At 71.5% G+C, this 19,609-nt stretch carries 17 protein-coding genes; 2 read left to right on the plus strand and 15 right to left on the minus strand.

What is annotated here, in order from left to right; genetic code table 11:
• Positions 1–140: 140 nt before the first annotated feature.
• The 13 genes from QE399_RS07115 to QE399_RS07175 all read right to left on the minus strand — a co-directional run bounded on the left by QE399_RS07115 (position 141) and on the right by QE399_RS07175 (position 14,452).
• Positions 141–1,808 (minus strand): isovaleryl-CoA dehydrogenase, encoded by a 1,668-nt coding sequence (locus QE399_RS07115; RefSeq protein ID WP_309827503.1) that lies wholly within the window; start codon positions 1,806–1,808, stop codon positions 141–143.
• Positions 1,809–1,936: 128 nt separating this feature from the next.
• Positions 1,937–2,605 (minus strand): glycine zipper family protein, encoded by a 669-nt coding sequence (locus tag QE399_RS07120; RefSeq protein ID WP_309827505.1) that lies wholly within the window; start codon positions 2,603–2,605, stop codon positions 1,937–1,939.
• 88 nt (positions 2,606–2,693) lie between these two features.
• Positions 2,694–4,019: an MFS transporter gene (locus QE399_RS07125; protein ID WP_309827507.1), complete on the minus strand. Its 1,326-nt coding sequence runs from the start codon at positions 4,017–4,019 to the stop codon at positions 2,694–2,696.
• A gap of 15 nt (positions 4,020–4,034) precedes the next feature.
• Entirely contained in the window at positions 4,035–4,586 is a 552-nt protein-coding gene (locus QE399_RS07130) for a hypothetical protein (protein WP_309827509.1), read from the minus strand.
• Positions 4,587–4,636: 50 nt separating this feature from the next.
• Positions 4,637–5,359: a hypothetical protein gene (locus QE399_RS07135; RefSeq protein ID WP_309827511.1), complete on the minus strand. Its 723-nt coding sequence runs from the start codon at positions 5,357–5,359 to the stop codon at positions 4,637–4,639.
• A gap of 172 nt (positions 5,360–5,531) precedes the next feature.
• Positions 5,532–6,914, minus strand: coding sequence for a sigma-54-dependent transcriptional regulator (locus QE399_RS07140; RefSeq protein WP_309827513.1), 1,383 nt, complete (start codon positions 6,912–6,914; stop codon positions 5,532–5,534).
• Positions 6,899–8,374 carry a sensor histidine kinase gene (locus tag QE399_RS07145; protein WP_309827516.1) on the minus strand — a complete coding sequence of 492 codons (1,476 nt, stop codon included), beginning with the start codon at positions 8,372–8,374 and terminating at the stop codon, positions 6,899–6,901. The genes QE399_RS07140 and QE399_RS07145 overlap by 16 nt, the downstream gene beginning before the upstream one ends.
• A gap of 95 nt (positions 8,375–8,469) precedes the next feature.
• Entirely contained in the window at positions 8,470–9,534 is a 1,065-nt protein-coding gene (locus QE399_RS07150) for a homocysteine S-methyltransferase family protein (protein ID WP_309827517.1), read from the minus strand.
• A gap of 22 nt (positions 9,535–9,556) precedes the next feature.
• Positions 9,557–10,438, minus strand: coding sequence for a LysR family transcriptional regulator (locus tag QE399_RS07155; protein ID WP_309827518.1), 882 nt, complete (start codon positions 10,436–10,438; stop codon positions 9,557–9,559).
• Positions 10,439–10,490: 52 nt separating this feature from the next.
• Positions 10,491–11,654, minus strand: a complete 1,164-nt coding sequence (locus QE399_RS07160) for an acyl-CoA dehydrogenase family protein (RefSeq protein ID WP_309827521.1) — start codon at positions 11,652–11,654, stop codon at positions 10,491–10,493.
• A 2-nt stretch (positions 11,655–11,656) separates the two neighbouring features.
• On the minus strand, positions 11,657–12,052 hold the full coding sequence (locus QE399_RS07165; RefSeq protein WP_309827524.1) for a cupin domain-containing protein: 396 nt from the start codon (positions 12,050–12,052) through the stop codon (positions 11,657–11,659).
• Complete coding sequence (locus QE399_RS07170; protein ID WP_309827526.1) at positions 12,049–13,305, minus strand: CaiB/BaiF CoA transferase family protein; 1,257 nt, start codon at positions 13,303–13,305, stop codon at positions 12,049–12,051. Before QE399_RS07170 ends, QE399_RS07165 begins: the two co-directional genes overlap by 4 nt.
• Before the next feature lie 178 nt (positions 13,306–13,483).
• Positions 13,484–14,452, minus strand: coding sequence for a Bug family tripartite tricarboxylate transporter substrate binding protein (locus QE399_RS07175; protein WP_309827528.1), 969 nt, complete (start codon positions 14,450–14,452; stop codon positions 13,484–13,486).
• Positions 14,453–14,737: 285 nt separating this feature from the next.
• Here QE399_RS07175 and recQ point away from each other — a divergent pair, with 285 nt between their 5' ends.
• Positions 14,738–16,597: a DNA helicase RecQ gene (recQ, locus tag QE399_RS07180; protein ID WP_309827530.1), complete on the plus strand. Its 1,860-nt coding sequence runs from the start codon at positions 14,738–14,740 to the stop codon at positions 16,595–16,597.
• 220 nt (positions 16,598–16,817) lie between these two features.
• Positions 16,818–17,288, plus strand: a complete 471-nt coding sequence (locus QE399_RS07185) for a DoxX family protein (protein ID WP_309827532.1) — start codon at positions 16,818–16,820, stop codon at positions 17,286–17,288.
• 26 nt (positions 17,289–17,314) lie between these two features.
• Here QE399_RS07185 and QE399_RS07190 read toward each other — a convergent pair whose 3' ends face one another.
• Positions 17,315–18,388 carry a serine hydrolase gene (locus QE399_RS07190; RefSeq protein WP_309827534.1) on the minus strand — a complete coding sequence of 358 codons (1,074 nt, stop codon included), beginning with the start codon at positions 18,386–18,388 and terminating at the stop codon, positions 17,315–17,317.
• On the minus strand, positions 18,324–19,586 hold the full coding sequence (locus QE399_RS07195) for a serine hydrolase (RefSeq protein WP_309827536.1): 1,263 nt from the start codon (positions 19,584–19,586) through the stop codon (positions 18,324–18,326). The genes QE399_RS07190 and QE399_RS07195 overlap by 65 nt, the downstream gene beginning before the upstream one ends.
• Positions 19,587–19,609 lie beyond the last annotated feature (23 nt).

Genomic DNA, 19,609 nt, shown 5'->3' on the forward strand with positions numbered 1-19,609 from the left:
TTCTATTCGCCGCCATAGACCTCTGGGTTTGATGCTATGGAATGAATAGCTGTATGCGCTTGCCCAGCAAGCGCTGCAGGCCGAAAAGGCTTGAAGTGATCGCCGCCGGCTGCCGCTGAATGCGCGCAGCCGGGGCGGCTTCATTCGGGCAGGGCCCGCGCCAGGATCGCCGCCACCTCCAGGCCGCGTACGTCCATGGCGCCCACCACCCGGCCGGCGCCGGGCTCCGCCAGCCGGGTGGCGATGAAGCCATCGGCCACGGCCGCCGGCGCCTGCTGGCGCAGCAGGCAGGCCTGCGCCAGCAGCACCAGGCGCTGCACCAGCAGGCGGCCCAGGGCTTCGAGTGCGTCTGGCGGTGCGGCGAGCAGCGCCTGCAGATCGCGCAGCGCCGCGGCGATCCGGGGCTCGTCCTGCGCGGCGGTCGCCAGCTCGGCCAGCAGGGCGTGGGCGGTGTCGGGCTCGCGGGCCAGCGCGCGCAGCACGTCCAGGCACATCACGTTGCCCGAGCCTTCCCAGATCGAGTTGACGGGCGACTCGAGAAACAGCCGGGCCATCACGCCCTCCTGCACATAGCCGTTGCCGCCGAAGACCTCCATCGCCTCGCCGGCCAGCTCCACGCCGCGCTTGCACACCCAGAACTTGGCGGCCGGCGTCATCACGCGCTTCCAGGCGCGGTCGGCCGGGCCGGCGGTGCCGTCCTGCTCGCGCTCGAAGGCCTGGGCCAGGCGCATCAGCAGCGCGAGCGCGGCCTCGCTCTCCAGCGCCAGGTCGGCCAGCACGGTGCGCATCAGCGGCTGCTCGGCCAGCGCCTTGCCGAAGGCGTGGCGCCGGCGCGCATAGGCGATGGCCTGCACCGTGGCCTGGCGCAGGATGGCAGCGCTGCCGGCCACGCAGTTGAGCCGTGTGTACGACGCCATCTCGATGATCGTGGGGATGCCGCGCCCCTCCTCGCCCATCAGCACGCCCCAGGCGTCTTGGAACTCCACCTCGCTGCTGGCGTTGCTGCGGTTGCCCACCTTGTCCTTCAGGCGCTGCACGCGCACGGCGTTGCGCGTGCCGTCGGGGCGCCAGCGGGGCACGTAGAAGCAGGCGAAGGGGCCGTCCGCACCCACGCGCGCGGTCACCAGATGGGCGTCGCTCGTGGGCACCGAGAAGAACCATTTGTGCCCGCGCAGCAGATACCCGGCGCCGCGCCCGCCCGCGCCGGTGGGCGTGGCAACGGTGGTGTTGGCGCGCACGTCCGAGCCGCCCTGCTTCTCGGTCATGCCCATGCCGATCCAGAGGCTGGCCTTGTCGGCCGCCGGCACGTCGCGGGGGTCGTAGGCGGTGCTGCACAGCGGCTGCTGCAGCTGCGCCCACAGCGCGGGCTCCTTGCGCAGCAGCGGGATGCTGGCCTGCGTCATCGTGGCCGGGCACAGCGTGCCCTGCTCGATCTGGCCGTGCAGGTAGAAGCCCGCGGCCCAGGCCGTCCAGCGGCCGGGGCGGTCGCTGTCGAAGGGCTGCGAGACCAGTCCCTGCGCGCGGTACAGCGCCAGCAGCGCGTGCCATGCAGGGTGGAACTCGACCTGGTCGATGCGCTGCCCGCGCGCGTCGAAGGCATGCAGTGCGGGCGGGTGCTGGTTCGCCTGGCGGGCCCACTCGGCCGTCTCCGCCAGGCCCAGCTGCCGGGCATAGGCGGCCAGGCCGGGCTGCGCCCACTGCGCCTGGGCGCGGTTCAGCGCCTGCTGCAGCGCGGGGTCCGTCGCCAGCAGGTCGTACCCGCTCAGCTCGGGCACCTGGTTGAAGACGTGGTGCGTGTGCCAGTCCATGGGATGTGTCTCCTGTCGGTTCCTGTCGCTGGCGGGCCATCGGCCCGGCTGCCGAGCGTTGAAGCCAAAACGGGCTCTGGCGCCCTATCCATCAGCGCAGCAAGCTATGTTGTTGATAGCGATTCTGTTCAGCGCAGCACGCGGCAGTTGCCGAACTCGCAGCGCACGGCCAGCGCGTCGCCGTTGTCGCAGGCCACGCTGTAGGTCTCGAAGCCGGGACCCTTGGCGGCCAGGGTGGCCACCGGCTGGACGCTGCACGACTGGGCGCGGGCCAGCCGTTCGGCGCTGAAGCCATCGGTGCCCGAGGGGCGTGCAGCGGGCGCCAGCGCCGGCTCGCGCGGCGGTGCCGGCGCGGGGAGGGGCCGTAGCGGCGCTGCGGCCACCGCGCCGGGCGCGTGGCCGCGGGCGGACAGGCAGGTGGCGACCGCCTGGCGGCGGCGTTCCAGCGCGTTCAGGCCCTGGGTGCTGCCCAGCACGCCGCCGGCCACGGCCCAGTCGCGCGCCACGTCGCCGCGCTGGCCGGCGCTCCAGACCAGCGCCGCCGCGATGAGGGCGCCCTGGACGATGCCGTCCAGCGTCTCCTGCACCACGCCGATCTGCTGGGCGTAGGCCTGGCAGGTGGCCAGGTCGGCCGCATGGCGCTCGCGCAACTCGGCCTCGGCGGCCTGCGCGTCCGCGGCGGAGGCCTCCGGGCGCGGAGCGGCGCAGCCGGCCGCCAGCAGCGCGGCGAGCGCAAGGGCCGCGGCGCGGGTGCCGCGGGAACGGGAGGGGCGATCGAGGTGCGGTGGGGACGGCATGGCAGGCTCCTGGTGCGGCGGCCAGCTGCGATCTTGCCCGCATGCGCGCCGCGGCGCCAGCGCCGCCGGTCCGGGAGGTGGGCGCCCGTCAGGCGGGCGCCACCGCCGCAGCCGGCAACTGGGCGCTGGGGCCCGCGCTGCGCTGCGCCATCCAGAACACGGGCAGCGCCAGGAGCGCGCAGCCGGCCAGCACCGCGAAGGCCAGCCCGAAGTGGCCCTGCGCGCCCACCACGCTGTTGGCGATGGCCGGGCTGAGCGAGGCGCCCACGCCCTGCAGCGTCATGACCAGTCCCAGGGAGGCGTTGTAGCGGCCGCTGCCGCGCACGTAGCGTTCCACCATCAGCGGCGTGGCCACGCCCAGCGCACCGGCGGCCAGGCCGTCCAGGATCTGCACGGGGATGTTGGCCCACGCCTCGGGAATCGCCCAGGCCAGCACGCCACGCACGGGCAGCGCCAGGATGGCGAGGTAGACGAACACCGGCAAATCGAAGCGCCGGCTGCGCGCCACCCACAGCGCCACCGGCACCATGGTGAGCTGGGCGACGACGATGGCGATGCCGGTCCACAGCAGCGGTGCGGAGTCCGGCACGGTGGCTGCCAGCCGCTGGTTGAGCAGCGGCAGCATGGCCGCATTGCCCAGGTGGAACAGCGCGCAGGCCAAGCCGAACAGCCACAGCGTGCGGTGCGAGAGGAAGGCGCGCCAGCCCTCGGCGCGGGCCGCCTCGGTGGCAGAGGGCGGGGCGGTGTCGGGCGCGCCGCCCCGGGCGGCGACGTGGTCGATGTCAGGCGCGCGGATGGCCGCCAGGCAGGCCAGGGCGCCCACGGCCATGGCCGCCATCATCACCAGCATCCACGGCGCCCCCAGCCAGTGGGCCAAGGCGGCGGCTCCCAGCGCGGAGACGATGTTGCCGCCATGGCTGTAGGCCTCGTTGCGGCCCGTCTGGTGGCGCAGGCCTGCGCTGCGCGCCAGGCCCAGCGTGAGGGCGGCCAGGCCCGCGGCCAGCAGCGCGCCGGCCACGCCGGTGAGCACCTGCGACAGCACCAGCACGGCGGGCGCGTGGCTGCGGAAGGCCACGGCGCTGGCGCCCAGGAGGGCCAGCGCGGCGACGGCGATCAGCACCCGCTTGGCGCGCATGCGGTCGGCCCAGGCGCCGGCCAGCGGTGTCGCCAGCATGCCGGCCAGCCCGCCGGCGGACAGGATGAGGCCGATGGTGGTCTGATCGATGCGCTGCGTCTGCAGGTAGGTGGCGAGGAAGGGGCCCAGGCCGTCCCGCACATCCGCCATGAAGAACGCCATCCAGGCCAGGGCGGTCAGCGAGGCGGCCGTGGCGGGCCCCGGGGCCGGGGCGCTGGCGAAGGCGCCCGCCGCGTCGGCAGGCCGGGGGCTGTCGGGGTGGTGCGGTGCGGCGGGCATGGCGGCGTTACCTTTTTACTTGTGGGGCTTGGGCGCGGGCAGGGCCTTGCCGTTGACGGTGTGCGCCTCCACCACGTGGCCGGCGCCGCCTTGCAGCGCGCGGGCCGGGCCGCTGGCGGTGACGGCATCGCCCGGCTTCAGCCCCAGGCGGGCGAAGCCGTCCGGGCGGGTGTGGACGAAGTCGCCGCTGTCCAGCACCACGCCGTTGGGCTCGCCATGGCGGGCATGGTGGAGGCGCACGACGCGGCCCTGCACCTGGCGCACGGCTTCCTGCACGGCGGGCGGCTGGCCGTCCACGGCCACCAGGCGCTCCAGCGCGTAGACCTCGTGCGGGGCGTCGCCGCGGGGCGGCACCACCGTGCCTTCGGCCACCAGCGACTGGCCGGGCCGCAGCGCCGCAAAGGCCTGGGCCGCGGCCTCGTCATGCGGGGCCAGCACGAACTGCACGGGCACGCTGTCCACATCCAGCAGCGCGCCTTCCACGCGGCCACGGGGGCTGTACAGCAGGTGCTGCAAACGTCCTTCGAGGGACCAGACATCGATCATCTTTTCAACGGCTTGGCTCATGGGTGTGTCTTTCTGAACGGGTGATGAAGGGGGCGACGGGACGGCGTGGCTCAGGGGCGGCGCGCCATGGGGCCGCGCAGCATGTCCTGCAGCGCATCGGGCGTGGCGCCCAGCTGCGCCGCCTCCAGCGAGGTGCCCAGGGCATTGCGCGTGCCCCAGCCGCGGGCCGACACGGTGGCTCCGGGGCGCAGCAGCGGCGCCACTGCGGCGGCCATGTGCGGCGGGAAGCGCACCACCGCGCCATCGTCCAGCAGCAGGCCGTGGGCGTCGCCGCGGCTGTTGACCAGCACGCGGGCGACGCGGCCGTCGGCCCGCAGCGGGGCCAGCGCGTCCTGCCGGGGCGGCGGCGGGCGCATGCCGGGCGCGGGCGGCATGTCTTCCACCGCGCGGCCCTGCGAGCGGACCACGCTGGCACGCAGCACGGGCGTGTCGGCGCGGCGCCAGCCGCTCACCTCGACCGGGTCGCCCGGACGCAGCCAGCCGGTGAGCGCGTCCGACAGGTGGGGCGGGAAGGCGATCTGCGTGCCGTCCTGCAGCAGCAGGCCGTCCGCTTCGCCGTTGGGGTTGGGCAGCCAGCGCTGCACGCGGCCGCTGGCAGTGGCCTGCTCCAGGGCCGCGGGCTGGGCGAAGGGCGGTGGTGGCACGGCGGCGCCGGGCGGCGGCGGAGGCAGGGGCCCAGGCTGGGCCGGAGCGGCCACCGCCACAGCGGCCAGTGCGGTGGCGGCCAGGGCCGCGCGGGCGGTGCGGCGCAGGAAGGAGGTGTCTCGGGACATGGCAGTCATCCTTGCGGAAGTGGAAGATGCCAAAAAGGTCTCAAGAGCCGTGCCAGCGCAGAAATCCTTAAGAATCAAGCACTTGCATGCGGCGGACGGGCTGCGGCGTGGATGACCGGGCGACAGCTTGTCCGGTTTCAGGACAGTGCCGGCCGGGCGCCTTCAGTGCGGCTCAGTCCAGCCCGTACTGCGCCAGCTTGCTGTACAGCAGCTGGCGGTGGATGCCCAGGTGCCGCGCGGCCTGCGAGCGGTTGCCTTCGGCCTGCGCCAGGGCGCGCTCCAGCAGCAGGCGCTCCAGCCGCTCCACGGCGGCGGGCAGGGGCAGCTCCAGCCAGTCCGCGGGCAGCGGGCCGGCGCCGCTGGCAGCGTCCGGTGCGCCTGGGAGCGCTTCGCCCCGCAGATCCAGGTCGGCGGCGGTGATGGCCGGGCCGCGCTGCAGGGCGTGGCAGCGTTCCATCACATTGCGCAGCTCGCGCACATTGCCGGGCCAGGCGTGGTCCAGCAGCGCCCGCGCCGCATCGGCCGCCAGGCGCTTGGCCGGGCGCGGCGCGGCCGCCCGGCGCAGGAAGTGCTCGGCCAGCGGCACGATGTCGGCCAGCCGATCGCGCAGGGGCGGCAGGGCGATGGTCAGCACCTCCAGGCGGTAGCGCAGGTCTTCGCGGAAGCGGCCCGCGCGCACGGCGGCGGCCAGGTCGCGGTGCGTGGCGGCCACAACGCGCACGTTCACCTTCACGGGCCGGTGGCTGCCCAGCGGCGTGACCTCGCCCTCCTGCAGCGCGCGCAGCAGCTTGGCCTGCACGTCGGGCGCCATGTCTCCGATCTCGTCGAGCAGCAGCACGCCGCCGTCCGCCGCGCGAAAGCACCCGGGCCGCTCGCCGGCGGCGCCGGTGAAGGCGCCCTTGACGTGGCCGAAGAGTTCGCTCTCCAGCAACTCCTTCGGGATGGCCGCGCAGTTCAGCGCCACGAAGGGGCCGGCGCTGCGGGCCGAGTGCCGGTGCAGCGCACGTGCCACCAGCTCCTTGCCGGTGCCCGTCTCGCCCTGCACCAGCACCGGCACATCGCTGGCGGCGGCCAGGCCGATGCGCTTGTGCACCTCGCGCATGGCCTCGCTGATGCCGATCAGCTCGCCCTCGTCTTCGGCGCCGGCCGGGCGCGCGGCAGCGGCCGGCGGCAGGGCGTCGTCGCCATCGCTCCGCGTGCGCAGCGCCCGGTCCAGCACGTCGATCACCGCCGCACGGCCCACTGGTTTGGTGAGGTGGTCGAAAGCGCCCAGGCGCATGGCCTCGATGGTGCCCGAGCCGCTGGCATAGGCCGTCAGCACCACCACCGGCGGCAGCTGCGGCAGGCGCGCGGCCAGGGCCGCCAGCGTCTCCAGGCCGTCCATGCCGGGCATGCGGTGGTCCAGGAAGATGGCGGCGTAGCGGTGCCGCTGGGCCAGGTCCAGCGCCTCGGGGCCGCTGGCCGCCTCGTGCACTTCATGGCCCAGGCCCTGCAGGGTCTCGGCCAGCGATTCGCGGAAGGCCGCGTCGTCGTCGACGGCTAGGATGCGCGCCATGGCAGCTCCAGGGTGAAACGGGCGCCGCCGCCCTCGCCCTCGCTCTCGCTCTCGCGCGGCGCGTAGTGCAGTTCGCCGCCGTGGGCCAGCGCCACCTCGCGCGCCAGCGCCAGGCCCAGGCCGTTGCCGTCGGTGCGGCCGGTGGCGAAGGGCTCGAACAGCTGGGCGCGCAGCGCGGGCGGCACGCCCGGGCCGTCGTCTTCCACGGTGATGCGGCACAGGGAGCGCGCGGCATCGGTCTCGGCAGAGAGGACCGCCTCGCCCCCGGCGGGCGCGTGGCGCACGGCGTTGTCCAGCAGGTTGTCGATGGCGCGCGCCACATGCACCGGGTCGAACACGGCCGTGGCCGGCGGCTCGCCGCGCAGCGCCAGGCGCACGCCGCGCGCGGCAGCGGCCGGGGCGGCGGTGTCCAGCCGCTCCTGCAGCCACGCGCGCAGATCCACGGTGCGCGGCGCCAGCTGCAGCGGCTGCACCAGGGCGAGCAGGCTCTGCACCAGCCCTTCGAGCCGGTCGATCTGCGTGCCGATGGCGGCCAGCGCGTCGGCATGGCGCGCGGGCGGGGCGGCCAGGGCGTTGTCGGCCTTGAGCCGCATGGCGGCGATGGGGTTGCGGATCTCGTGCGCCACCGAGGCCGTCATGCGGCCCAGGGCCGTGAGGCGCAGATCGCGGTGGCGCTGCGCCAGCGCTTCCTGCAGGCGGCGCTGGGCGTCCTGCAGGCGTGTGCCGAAGCCGTTGAATCCGTCCACGATGCGGTCCAGCTCACGGATGCCGGTGCGCTGCAGCACCGGGACGCCGTCGCCGTCCGCATGGGCCAGCGCGTGCTCCAGCCGCTGCACCTGGCGCAGCCCGCGCAGCAGCACCCAGCCGAGCCACGCGCCAGAGACGACCACCAGCAGCGCCAGCGCGGCGATGCCGGTGCGCAGGCTGTCCTGCGCGGCCAGCGCACCGGGGTGCACGCGCGTCATGGTCCACACGGCCGCGTCCGGGTGGGCGGCCAGGGGGCAGGCGGCGACGATCAGCACCTCGCGGCTGCCGCGCACCAGGTTCACCTGCGGCTGTTGGCCGGCGCTGGCCTGGCGGGCCAGCTCCACGATGAGGGGGGCCTCGGCGGCCGGCACGTCGCTCTTGACGCCGCTGCCTTCGTAGGTGGGATAGGCATAGGCCAGCATGTCGTGTCCGGCCCGCCAGACGCCGCCCTCGACGCGCGGCGCCTCCAGCAGCACCACGTGCAGCAGCACGCGCAACAGGTCCAGATGCGGGCTGCCGGCCACTGCCGAGGGCACCGAGCGGGCATAGCGCGTGGCGATCTCCTCGCAGGCCTGGGCGGCCCGCGCGCGGCCCGCGGCCACCTGGGCGCCGGCGCCGCTCTGGTAGAGCGCGACGAGGACGACGGCCACCAGCGCGCACGCCGCCAGCAGCAGGGTCCAGAACAGAAGCAGTTGGATGCGCAGGGAACGCACGGCGGGCGGAAAGGGTGGACGACGGCGGATGGTAAGGCCCGCCGTCCACCGCCCGCGTCAGCCGAGGGCGCGACGGGGCGGCTGCGCTGCGCGCGTTAGGCCGCTTCGGGGTAGAAGAGGCGCCGCGCCGGCACCGGCGCCACCGCGCGACCGATGGCGGCGATGTGGTCCGGCGTGGTGCCGCAGCAGCCGCCCACGATATTCACCAGGCCCTCGGCGGCGAACTCGTGCACCAGGCGGCTGGTGACCTCGGGCGTCTCGTCGAAGCCGGTGTCGCTCATCGGGTTGGGCAGGCCGGCGTTGGGGTAGCAGCTGATGAAGGTGTCTTCCGCCACGCGGTTCAGCTCCTGGATGTAGGGGCGCATCAGCGTGGCGCCCAGGGCGCAGTTGAGGCCGATGGCCAGCGGCCGCGCGTGGCGTACGCTGTGCCAGAAGGCCGTCACCGTCTGGCCCGACAGGATGCGGCCGGAGGCGTCGGTGACGGTGCCGCTGATGATCAGCGGCAGGCGCTCGCCGCTCTTTTCGAAGAACTCGTCGATGGCGAACAGGGCGGCCTTGGCGTTCAGCGTGTCGAAGATGGTCTCGACCAGCAGCACGTCGGCGCCGCCTTCGACCAGGGCTTCGGTCTGCTCGTAATACGCCGCACGCAGCTGCTCGAAGTCCACGTTGCGCGCGCCGGGGTCGTTCACGTCGGGGCTGATGCTGGCCGTCTTGGGCGTGGGGCCGAGGGCGCCGGCCACGAAGCGGGGCTTGTCCGGCGTGGAGTACTTGTCGCAGGCGGCGCGCGCCAGTTGGGCGGAGCGGAGGTTCATCTCGCGCGCCAGGTCGGCCATGTGGTAGTCCTCCTGCGCGATGGTCGTCGCGCCGAAGGTGTTGGTCTCGATCAGGTCGGCGCCGGCGGCCAAATAGCGCTCGTGGATGTCGCGGATCACGTCCGGGCGGGTGAGCGACAGCAGCTCGTTGTTGCCCTTCACGTCGCGAGGGAAGTCCTGGAACCGGTCGCCCGCGCCGTCGGCGCCGGTGTAGCCCTCGCCCCGGTACTGCGCCTCGCCCAGCTTGAAGCGCTGGATCATGGTGCCCATGGCGCCGTCGAGGATGGCGATGCGCTCGGCCAGGATGGCGGGCAGTTGCTGGGCACGGGTGTAGCAGGGCAGAGTCATCCCGCGATTGTAGGAAGTGCCGTCACCCTGTGCCGACAGAGGCCATGTCGAGAAAGGTGCGCAATGCTGGCGTGACGGCGTCCTCATGCCATGCCAATACCCCTACGGTGGGATGCTGCAGGCCGGCGATGGGAACGAAACGCACCCCCTTGACGGCGGCCTGCGCCATGGAGGCAGGCACCAGCGCCACGCCGATGCGCATGGAAACCAGGGCCACGACGGTGAGCCACTGCCGGGCTGCGTGGCGGGTGTGGGGGTGGATGCCGGCGCGGTAGAACAGGGCGATCACGTTGTCGTGGTTGGCAGGGGCGACTTCGCGCGAGAACATCACGAAGGTCTCACCGGCCAGGGCGCGCAGGTCCACGCAGGCTTGCTGGGCCATGGCATGGTCTTCGGGCAGGCAGCAGACGAAGTGGTCCGGCGCCAGCGGCAGGCTCGCCAGATGGTCGGGCACGGTATCGGCATTGAGAAACCCGGCATGCAGCTGGCGATGCAGCAGCGCATCGATCTGCTCGCCAGATGACATCTCCCGCAGGTTCACCTCGATGCCTGGTGCGCGCTCGCCGAAAGCGCGCACGATGGCAGGCATGTCACGATAGACCATCGATCCCGTGAAACCGATCTCGAGCCGGCCTCGCAACCCTGCCGCCACGGCGCGGGCCAGGTCGCCTGCGCGGTCCACTCGGTCCAGCACCACGCGCACCTCGACCAGGTAGGCTGTGCCTGCGGGCGTCAACGAGACGTGCTTGCTGGTGCGTTCGAAGAGCTTCACGCCCAGCTCGTCCTCCAGCGCCTTGATGCCGGAGCTGAGGGGTGGCTGCGTGATGGCCAGCCGCTCGGCGGCGCGGCCGAAATGCAGCTCTTCAGCCAGCACGGCGAAGTAGCGCAGCAGATGCAGTTTCATGCCGCCGATGATGCCAGCGCCGCTTGGCGGTCAGGTCGCAGGCTCGCTGCGGTCAATACGACTTGGGCAGGCCCAGCACCTTCTCGGCGATGAAGCACAGGATGAGCTGCGGGCTCACTGGAGCGAGGCGGGGAATCCATGACTCGCGCAGGTAGCGCTCCACGTGGTATTCCTTGGCGTAGCCCATGCCGCCATGGGTGAAGATGGCGCGTTCGCAGGCGTGATAGCAGGCCTCGGCCGCCAGGTACTTGGCGCTGTTGGCCTCTGCCGCGCAGGGCTGGTGCTGGTCATAGAGCCAGGCCGCCTTCTGCACCATGAGGTGGGCGGCCTCCAGCTCCATCCACGACAGGGCCAGCGGGTGCTGCACGCCCTGGTTCTGCCCAATGGGGCGGCCGAACACCTCGCGCTCATTAGCGTAGCCCGCAGCGCGCGCCAGGGCGGCGCGGCCCAGGCCCACGGCCTCGCTGGCGATCAGGATGCGCTCCGGGTTCAGGCCGTGCAGGATGTACTGAAATCCCTTCCCTTCCTCGCCCACGCGGTCTTCGACGGGGATGCGCAGCCCGTCGATGAACACCTGGTTGGAGTCCACGCACTTGCGGCCCAGCTTGTCGATCTCGCGCACTTCCACCGTGCTGCGGTCCAGGTCGGTATAGAACAGGCTCAGGCCCTCGGTGCCCGTGCATTCCTCGACTGGCGTGGTGCGCGCCAGCAGCAGGATCTTGTTGGCCACCTGGGCGGTGCTGATCCACACCTTCTGGCCGTGCACCACGTAGTGATCGCCTTCGCGCACGGCGCGTGTCTTCAGCTTGAGGGTGTTCAGCCCGGTGTTGGGCTCGGTCACCCCGAAGCAGGCCTTGTCCGTGCCCTGGATGAGCGGCGGCAGCCATCGGGCCTTTTGTTCGTCGGTGCCGAACACCACCACCGGGTGCAGTCCGAAGATGTTCATGTGCACGGCCGAGGCGCCCGACAGGCCTGCGCCCGTGGCTGCAATGGTGTGCATCATCAGCGCGGCCTCGCTGATGCCCAGGCCCGCACCGCCGTATTGCTCGGGCATGGCGATGCCCAGCCAGCCGGCGTCGGCCAGCGCGCGGTGGAAGTCGTGCGGGAAACCGCCTTCGCGGTCCTTGGTAAGCCAGTAGTCGGCATCGAAAGGCGCACAGACACGTTCTATGGCGTCCTTGATCTGCGCGTGTTCGGTAGAGAGGGCGAAGTTCATGCTCATAGGGCAGGACGGATGACTTTGTCTGGCGACTCCCCATACGGCGGGCTGTAGATCACCAGCAGCTTCACGGGTGTGTCGCTGGTCACCCTGAACACGTGCATCTGATCGGCCGGAAAGAAGCACATGTCCCCCGGCACCATGTCGAAGCATTCGCCGGCCACCTCGGCGCGGGCAGTGCCCTCCAGCAAGTAGCACGACTGCTCGATGCCCGGGTGCGCGTGGGGCAGGGCGCCGCCGCCCCTGTGCAGCGTGCCCAGCAGCACCTCCATCTGCTGCGCGCCCACGGTTTCGGGGCCGATCAGGCGCTGGTTGTGCGTGTGGTGGTGGTTGGCGGGCTGGTAGCTGGGCACCTGGGCCTGGCGCACCAGGTAGCGGGGCGTGGGGTGGGTCATGCGGGTTCTCCGTGGGATGTGCGGCAGGCGCCCTGGGCCAGCAAGGCATCGATCTGGGCGGGGGTGTAGCCGGCCTGCGCCAGCAAGGCGCGCGTGTGCTGGCCCAACTGGGGGGCTGGGGGCAGGTCGTGCGCGGGCGGGGTGGCCGACCAGCGCGTGGGGTGGGCCATGGCGTGCATGGGGCCTTCGGTGGGATGCAACGTGTCGTGCAGAAAACCGGTGGCGCGTAACTGCGGGTTGGTCAGCAGGTCGGCCGGCGAGTTCATGGGCATGTGCGGCACATCGGCGGCGTCCAGCAGCGTTTGCCATTCGGCGGTGGTGCGGCTGCGCAGGATGCGGGCGACCTCGGCGTAGACGGCATCGATGTGCGCGGCCCGCGCGCTGTGCGTCGCAAAGCGTGGATCGCGGGCCAGCCCCTCGGTCTCGCCGATGGCCGCGAAGAAGCTGCGCCAGTGCTTGTCGTTGTAGATCAGCACGCACAGCATGCCGTCGGCTGTGGCGTAGGGCTTGCGGTGGGCGGTGAGCAGGCGGGCATAGCCGGGCTCACCCTGGGGTGGATCGAAGGTCAGGCCGGCCATGTGGTCGCCCAGAACGAACTGGGCCATGGCCTCGAACATAGGCACGACGATGGCCTGGCCCTGGCCGGTCTTTTCGCGGGCATAGAGTGCGGCGGTGACGGCATACACGGCGTGCAGGCCGGTCACCCGGTCCGACAGCGTGGTGGGCGCATAGCTGGGCTCGGGGGCGCCGTACTGCTGCATGAGCCAGGGGATCCCGGTGGCGCCCTGGATCAGGTCGTCGTAGGCAGGGCGCGCGGCGTCCGGACCGTCCTGGTCGAAACCGCAGCAGCTCACGTGGATGATGCGCGGATTGCGCGCCTGCACGGCGTCGTAGTCCAGGCCCAGGCGGGCCAGGGCCTGCGGGCGCACATTGCTGATGAGTACATCGCAGCCTTCGGCCAGCCGCAGTGCCGCTTCGCGCCCTTCGGGGTGTTTCAGGTTCAGCGCAATGCTGTGCTTGCCGACGTTGGCATGCAGAAAGATGTGGCCCATGCCAGGGTGGCGCATGGGGCCCACGTGGCGCATGTTGTCGCCGTCGGGCGTCTCCACCTTGATGACCTCGGCACCCAGTTGCGCCAGGATCTGCGTGGCAAAGGGGCCCATGATCACGGAGGTGAGATCGAGCACGCGCACGCCGGCCAATGGGCCCGTCCGTGGCGTGGGCGGAGTAGAGCAAGAAGAGTCGTCTGTCATATCATGTTCCGTTGAACAGGCCTGTTCGGCAGCGTTGCCCATGGCCATCGCGCAGCGCGGCCCAGACCAGCAGACGCCGTGGAACTGGCTCTGCCAGGCCACTGGCGTCGTCCCCCTTCCCATCGCGCAGCGATGAGAGAAGGGGGAAGCGGCGCAGCCGCTCAGGGGGATGCTTCCTTTACTCAGGCTTGATGCCTGCCTGTCGGATGAGTGAGCCCCAGTGCGTGAGCTGTTGTGCGACGTACTGGCTGAACTCTTCCGGTGTCTTGCTGGGCCAGACCTGGAAGCCGATCTGGGCCAGCTTGTCCTGCGTGTCCTTGTCGGCCAGCACGGCCTGCAGTTCGGTGTTGATGCGGTTCACGACGGTAGGCGGCATGCCAGCCGGGCCGAAGACGCCGTTCCAGGACGTGAGATCGAACCCCTTCACCGTCTGGCCGATGGGCGGCACGCCCGGCAGCAGAGGGGAGGGTTGGGCCGTGGTGATGGCCAGCGTGCGCACCTTGTCGCCCGTGAGCATGCTCTTGCCCGAGCCAAGGTCCACCACATAGGCCAGCACCTGGCCGCCCAGCAAGTCGGTCAGCGCCTGCGGACTGGACTTGTAGGGCACGCCCAGGATGTCCACCTTGGCGATGTGCTTAATGCTTTCCATGGCCACCAGCGAGGTGCTGTTGGGCGTGGCGTAGCTGAGCTTGCCGGGGTTGGCACGGGCGTAGTCGATGAACTCCGCCATGGTCTTGGCGGGCACGCTGGGGTGCACGACCAGGGCAAAGGGCAGCTCGCCCGTGCGGGCCACGGGCGTGAAGTCCTTGATGGGGTCGTACTTCAGATTGCTGTACAGCGCCGGATTGGCCGAATGCGAGGTGTTGGTCGTCATGAACAGCGTGTAGCCGTCCGGTTTGGCCTTGGCCACGATCTGTGCGGCCACCTGGCCATTGGCGCCGGGCTTGTTATCCACCAGCACCGGCTGCTTGAGCCGGTCGGCCAGCTTCTGGCCCACGGTGCGGGCCACCGCATCGGTGCCGCTGCCGGCCGCAAACGGCACGACCATGGTGATGGGGGCGTTGGGGTAGGGCTGCTGGGCGAGTGCGGGTTGGCCGGTCGCCAGCACACCGCAGGCCACCAGCGTGGCGCGGAAGAGTCGTTGCATGTCTTTGTCTCCTGATCGTTCGGTACATGCCCCTGTGCCGGGGCTGAGGGGCATCTTGGCGGCGCTAGCCATTTGCGTCCAATTGAATAATCGGACCGATTCATTCGCTCTGCGAATCGTTGAGATGCCTTCTTGCGAATGCGGGAGGATGGAGCGCGGGGCGCACAATAGCGGCCTTGCGTGCATGCGGGGCCCGGGCGGCTTCCGGTGCATGGATCTCAGCCAAATTGGCATGTAGCGCTTAATGACGAGCGCTGTTAGCTATCAAATAGAGAGTATTCGAGTTTGTCTCCCGCGCATTTCGTCCTGCACGACGTCTTTGGCTACGAGCATTTCCGCGGCCCGCAGGAGGCCATCGTCCGGCATGTGATCGATGGCGGCGACGCGCTCGTGCTCATGCCCACGGGCGGCGGCAAGTCGCTGTGCTACCAGGTGCCGGCCATCGTGCGGCGCGATGCGGGCAAGGGCGTGGCCATCGTGGTGTCGCCCCTCATCGCGCTCATGCACGACCAGGTGGGCGCCCTGCACGAGGCCGGCGTGGACGCCGCCTTCCTCAACTCCACGCTCGACTGGCAGCAGACGCAGGACCTGGAGCGGCGCGTGGCGCGCGGCGACATCACCATGCTCTACGCCGCCCCCGAGCGGCTGACGACCCCGCGCTTCCTGGAGCTGCTGGACGGCCTGCACCAGCGCGGCCAGCTGTCGATGTTCGCCATCGACGAGGCGCACTGCGTGAGCCAGTGGGGCCACGACTTCCGCCCCGAGTACCGCGCGCTCACCGTGCTGCACGAGCGCTATCCGGGCGTGCCGCGCATCGCGCTCACCGCCACGGCGGACGAACTCACGCGCGCCGACATCGTCGAGCGGCTGCAGCTCGAGAGCGCGGAGCACTTCGTCAGCAGCTTCGACCGCCCCAACATCCGCTACACCATCGTCGAGAAGAAGGAGCCGCTGGCGCAGCTGCTGCGCTTCATCGAGCGCGAGCACCCCGAGGACGCGGGCGTGGTCTATTGCCAGACGCGCAAGCGGGTGGAAGAGATGTCCGCCGCGCTGGTCGATGCCGGCCTGAAGTCGCTGCCCTACCACGCCGGCCTGCCGCCCGAGGTGCGCCAGGAGAACCAGGACCGCTTCCTGCGAGAGGAAGGCATCGTGATGGCCGCGACCATCGCTTTCGGCATGGGCATCGACAAGCCGGACGTGCGCTTCGTCGCCCACGTGGACATGCCCAAGAACATCGAGGGCTACTACCAGGAAACCGGCCGTGCCGGCCGCGACGGACTGCCCGCCGATGCCTGGATGGCCTACGGCCTGCAGGACGTGGTGAACCAGCGCCGCATGATCGACGAGAGCCCGGCGGGCGAGGAGTTCAAGCAGGTCATGCGCGGCAAGCTCGACGCACTGCTGGGCCTGGCCGAGGCCACGGACTGCCGGCGCGTGCGCCTGCTGGGCTACTTCGGCGAGGCGTCCGAGCCCTGCGGCAACTGCGACAACTGCCTGAACCCGCCCGCGGTGTGGGACGGCACGGACGCGGCGCGCAAGCTGCTGTCCACCATCTACCGCGTGCACGCGGCGAGCGGGCTGACCTTCGGCACCGGGCACATCATGGACATCGTGCGCGGCAAGGACACCGACAAGGTGCGGCAGTTCGGGCACGACAAGCTCTCCACCTTCGGTCTGGGCAAGGAGTACTCCGAAGCGCAGTTGCGCGGCGTGCTGCGCCAGCTGCTGGCCACGGGGGCCGTGGGCCTGCACAAGGTGCAGATGGAGAACGGCCACAGCTTCGACACGCTGAGCCTCACGCCCGCATCGAAGCCGGTGCTCAAGGGCGAAACGGCGGTGCAGCTGCGCGAGTCCACGGCCAGCGCGCCGGCCAAGCGCACGCGCCGCAGCACCGCGCCGCCCGCGGCAGCCGCCAACCTGGGGCCGGATGCGCAGGTGCGTTTCATCAACCTCAAGGCCTGGCGCGCCGAGGTGGCGCGCGAACACAACCTGCCGGCCTACGTGATCTTCCACGACGCCACGCTGGCGGCCATCGCCGAGCGCAACCCCACCGCGCTGGAAGATCTGCACGGCATCACCGGCATGGGCGCCAAGAAGCTGGAGGCCTACGGCGCCGACGTGCTGCGCGTGTGCCAGGCGGCTTGATGCGCATCACGGCGCGGCCCGCGGCGCCTTGATCTGCGGCAACGGGGCGCGAGGAGATTCGGCTGCGCGGCGCGACGATGTGTGCCCTGTTTGGCGATTGAATGCGGCCGTTGGCCGCCGTACAGTGAATTGACCCTGCAAGTGGGCGGGGTTCCCAGGCAGGGCCTCAGGCCGCGCCGCTCCGCCCGCGTGGGGTCCTCCGTCCCTCACGAGGCTCGCCATGTCTTCGGTTGCCCTGTCTTCGTCTTCTGCGCTCCCGGCCCGGGCCGGTGGTGCGCCTGCCGTCTCTTCGGTTTCGGCTTCCATGGTCGCTCTGCGGGTGCTGGTGGGGCTGTACTACCTGCCGCACGTGTGGTCCAAGATCAGCGGTTTCGCCGGAACCGTCGTGTTCTTCGGCAAGGCGGGCTTCCATCCGGCCGAAGCCTTCGTCGTCTTCTCCGGCGCCATGGAGCTTGCCGTGGGGCTGGCCCTGGTCTTCGGGCTGTGGACCCGCTACGCCGCCGCCCTGTCATCGGTCCTGTTGCTGGTGGCCGCGTATGCGATGGCGACCGTCAACGGACTGGCCTGGTACTGGAACGTGAAGGGGATCGAATACCTGCTGTTCTGGGCCGCGGCCTCGGCGATCGTGTGCGTGGACGCATGGCGCCGCGAACCGGGCGGGCTCCGGTCCCTCATCGGTACCGCCCGCTGAGCCCCGGCCGGTGCGCGAAGCCGGCGTCAGCCCGGGTTCTTGCGGTCGGCCAACACCGTCTGCGTGATCGCGCGGCCCACCGCCTCGAAGGCCTTGCCGGCTTCCTTCTGCTCGTCCAGGCCCTGCGCGCAGGTGGCCACCACGATGGCGTTGCGTCCGCCGTCCTGCGGGTCGATCACGCCCATGTGGCAGGCGCGGTGCAGCTGGGTGCCGGTCTTGTGGACGAAGCGCACGGTGCGCGGCAGGCCGGCCTCCAGGCGGTAGGCGTCGTAGGTGTCGAACTTCAGGTCCTTGTACAGCGCCTGCAGCTGGGGCGGCTTGACCAGCTCGCCGCGCACCAGCCGCTCCAGCATGCCGCCGTAGCCGGACAGCGTGGCGGTGTTGAACTGCTGGCGGTAGTAGCGGTCGTACGCCTCATCCATGGTGCGCACGTGAAAGGTGTCGGCATCGACGTCCAGCGCGCGGGCCAGGGCCTGCACGCGCTTGGGGCCCATGGGCGCGCCGGCCACGCGCACCAGCGCGGTGTTGGGCAGGTCGCGGGCGCGGGGCGTGAACTCGGAATACACGGCGCGGCGGACCTCGGTGAAGTCGATGAGGCGGCCCGTGCCGGTACCCAGCAGCTTCTGCGCGTTCTGGTTCAGCCGGTCGGCGCCCACGGTGCGGATCAGCATGTTGGCGGCCGTGTTGTCGCTCTCCATCAGCATGCGCTGGAGCAGGTCGTCTACGCTGTGGCGCGTGCCGTTGGCCTGCCACACCACGGCGCCCGAACCATCGACCTTGTCGCTCTCCTGCAGGGTGAGCGATTGGTCAGCGCGCGGCCGGCCCTGCTCCACGTCCTGCAGCACGGTGATGGCCACCACCAGCTTGGCCGAGGAGGCCAGGTACCACGGCTGGTCGGCGCGGTGTGCGAAGGTTTCGCCGTTGTCCAGCCGCTTCACGTACACGCCCAGCTCGCCGGGCGTGTCACGCTCGATGCGGTCGATCCGCTCGCGCAGCGCATCGGCCCAGGCGGGCGTGGGGGCCGCCTGCGCGCGCTCAGGGCTCGTCGTCGCGAAGATCGCCGCCAGCGCCGTCGCCAGGACCGCCAGGGCGGCCCACAACGGCCGGCGCCACCGGGTCGGTGCCCCGGGGGGAGGAGGCGCTTTGGCAGATCGATGCATGGGAACTCCCGTCAGACAGCAGGCCCGATGTGCACAGGGCAGCGCCCACATGCCGGAGCGCGCGGTCGGACCGGGCCGTGGAAGGTTCGCCGCGCGTGCAGGCCACCACGATGATGCGCCGGTCATGGGTCGCTCCCGGCACGGTCACAAGGCCCGAATCGCATGTTCGGGCCCGCTGCGTACCGGTCTTGTGGGCGAAGCGCGCAGCCGGCGGTAGGCCGGCCTTGATCCGGCGCGGCCCCGTCTTCACGCGCTCCATCACGCCGAGCAGGTAGGCCGTGTGCTGCGCGTTCAGCGCCCGTCCCTGCACCAGCTGCACCAGCAGGGCGGCGTAGGCATCGAGCCGGCCCGAGTTGAGGCCTTCGGCGTAGTAGGCCTCGTAGGCCTCGGTCAGGGACAGCGGCTGCAGGCGCGTGGGCGGCAGGTGCAGCAGGCGCGCCAGCGTGGCCTTCACGTCGGCCTCGGTGCGCTGCTGTTTGAGCAGCAGGAAGTCGCGGCCGGACAGGTGCTCGGCCTGCGGTGCCAGGTGGCCGTAGGCCTGGCGCCGCACGTCGGCCAGCGTCGTGATGCGCTCCAGGCCCTGGGGCACCAGGGCCTGGGTGACGGCGTTCACCTCGGCGATGCCCGCCAGCCCGATCAGCATGTCGCTGGCGGTGTTGTCGCTGTAGACGATCATCTGTTCGAGCAGCCAGCGCACCGTCAGCGCCGCGCCCACGGGCTGGGCGTTCGTCGGGCCCGCGCCGTCCACGTAGTCGCCGGCCCGCAGCGTGACGGGGGTGTCGAGGGTGAAATCGCCGCGCTCCACCCCGCGCAGCACCGCGATGGCGACGGGCACCTTCACCGACGAGGCCAGGTACCAGCGCTCGTCGGCATGGAAGGACATGCGCTGGCCGGTGTCCAGGTCGAGCACGTAGGCGCCGAAGACCGTGCGTTCCTGCCGGGCGAAGCGGGCCAGGTCGCGCTGCATCGTGCGCGCCCAGGGCGCCATGCCGGGCTCGGGCGGCGGGGCGCCCGCGGCGGTCGCCGGGTCCTTGGCCTGGGCGCCCGCGGGGAGGGGGGTCAGGCCGGTACCCAGTGCGGCGACCAACAGGGCCAGGGCGGCCAGGGCGGAGCGGTGCGGGTTCAGGCGAAAGGTCATGCAGCGGCGGCCAGGTGCGGGGG

The sequence above is a fragment of the Paracidovorax wautersii genome, from assembly GCF_031453675.1.
GTDB lineage: Bacteria > Pseudomonadota > Gammaproteobacteria > Burkholderiales > Burkholderiaceae_C > Paracidovorax.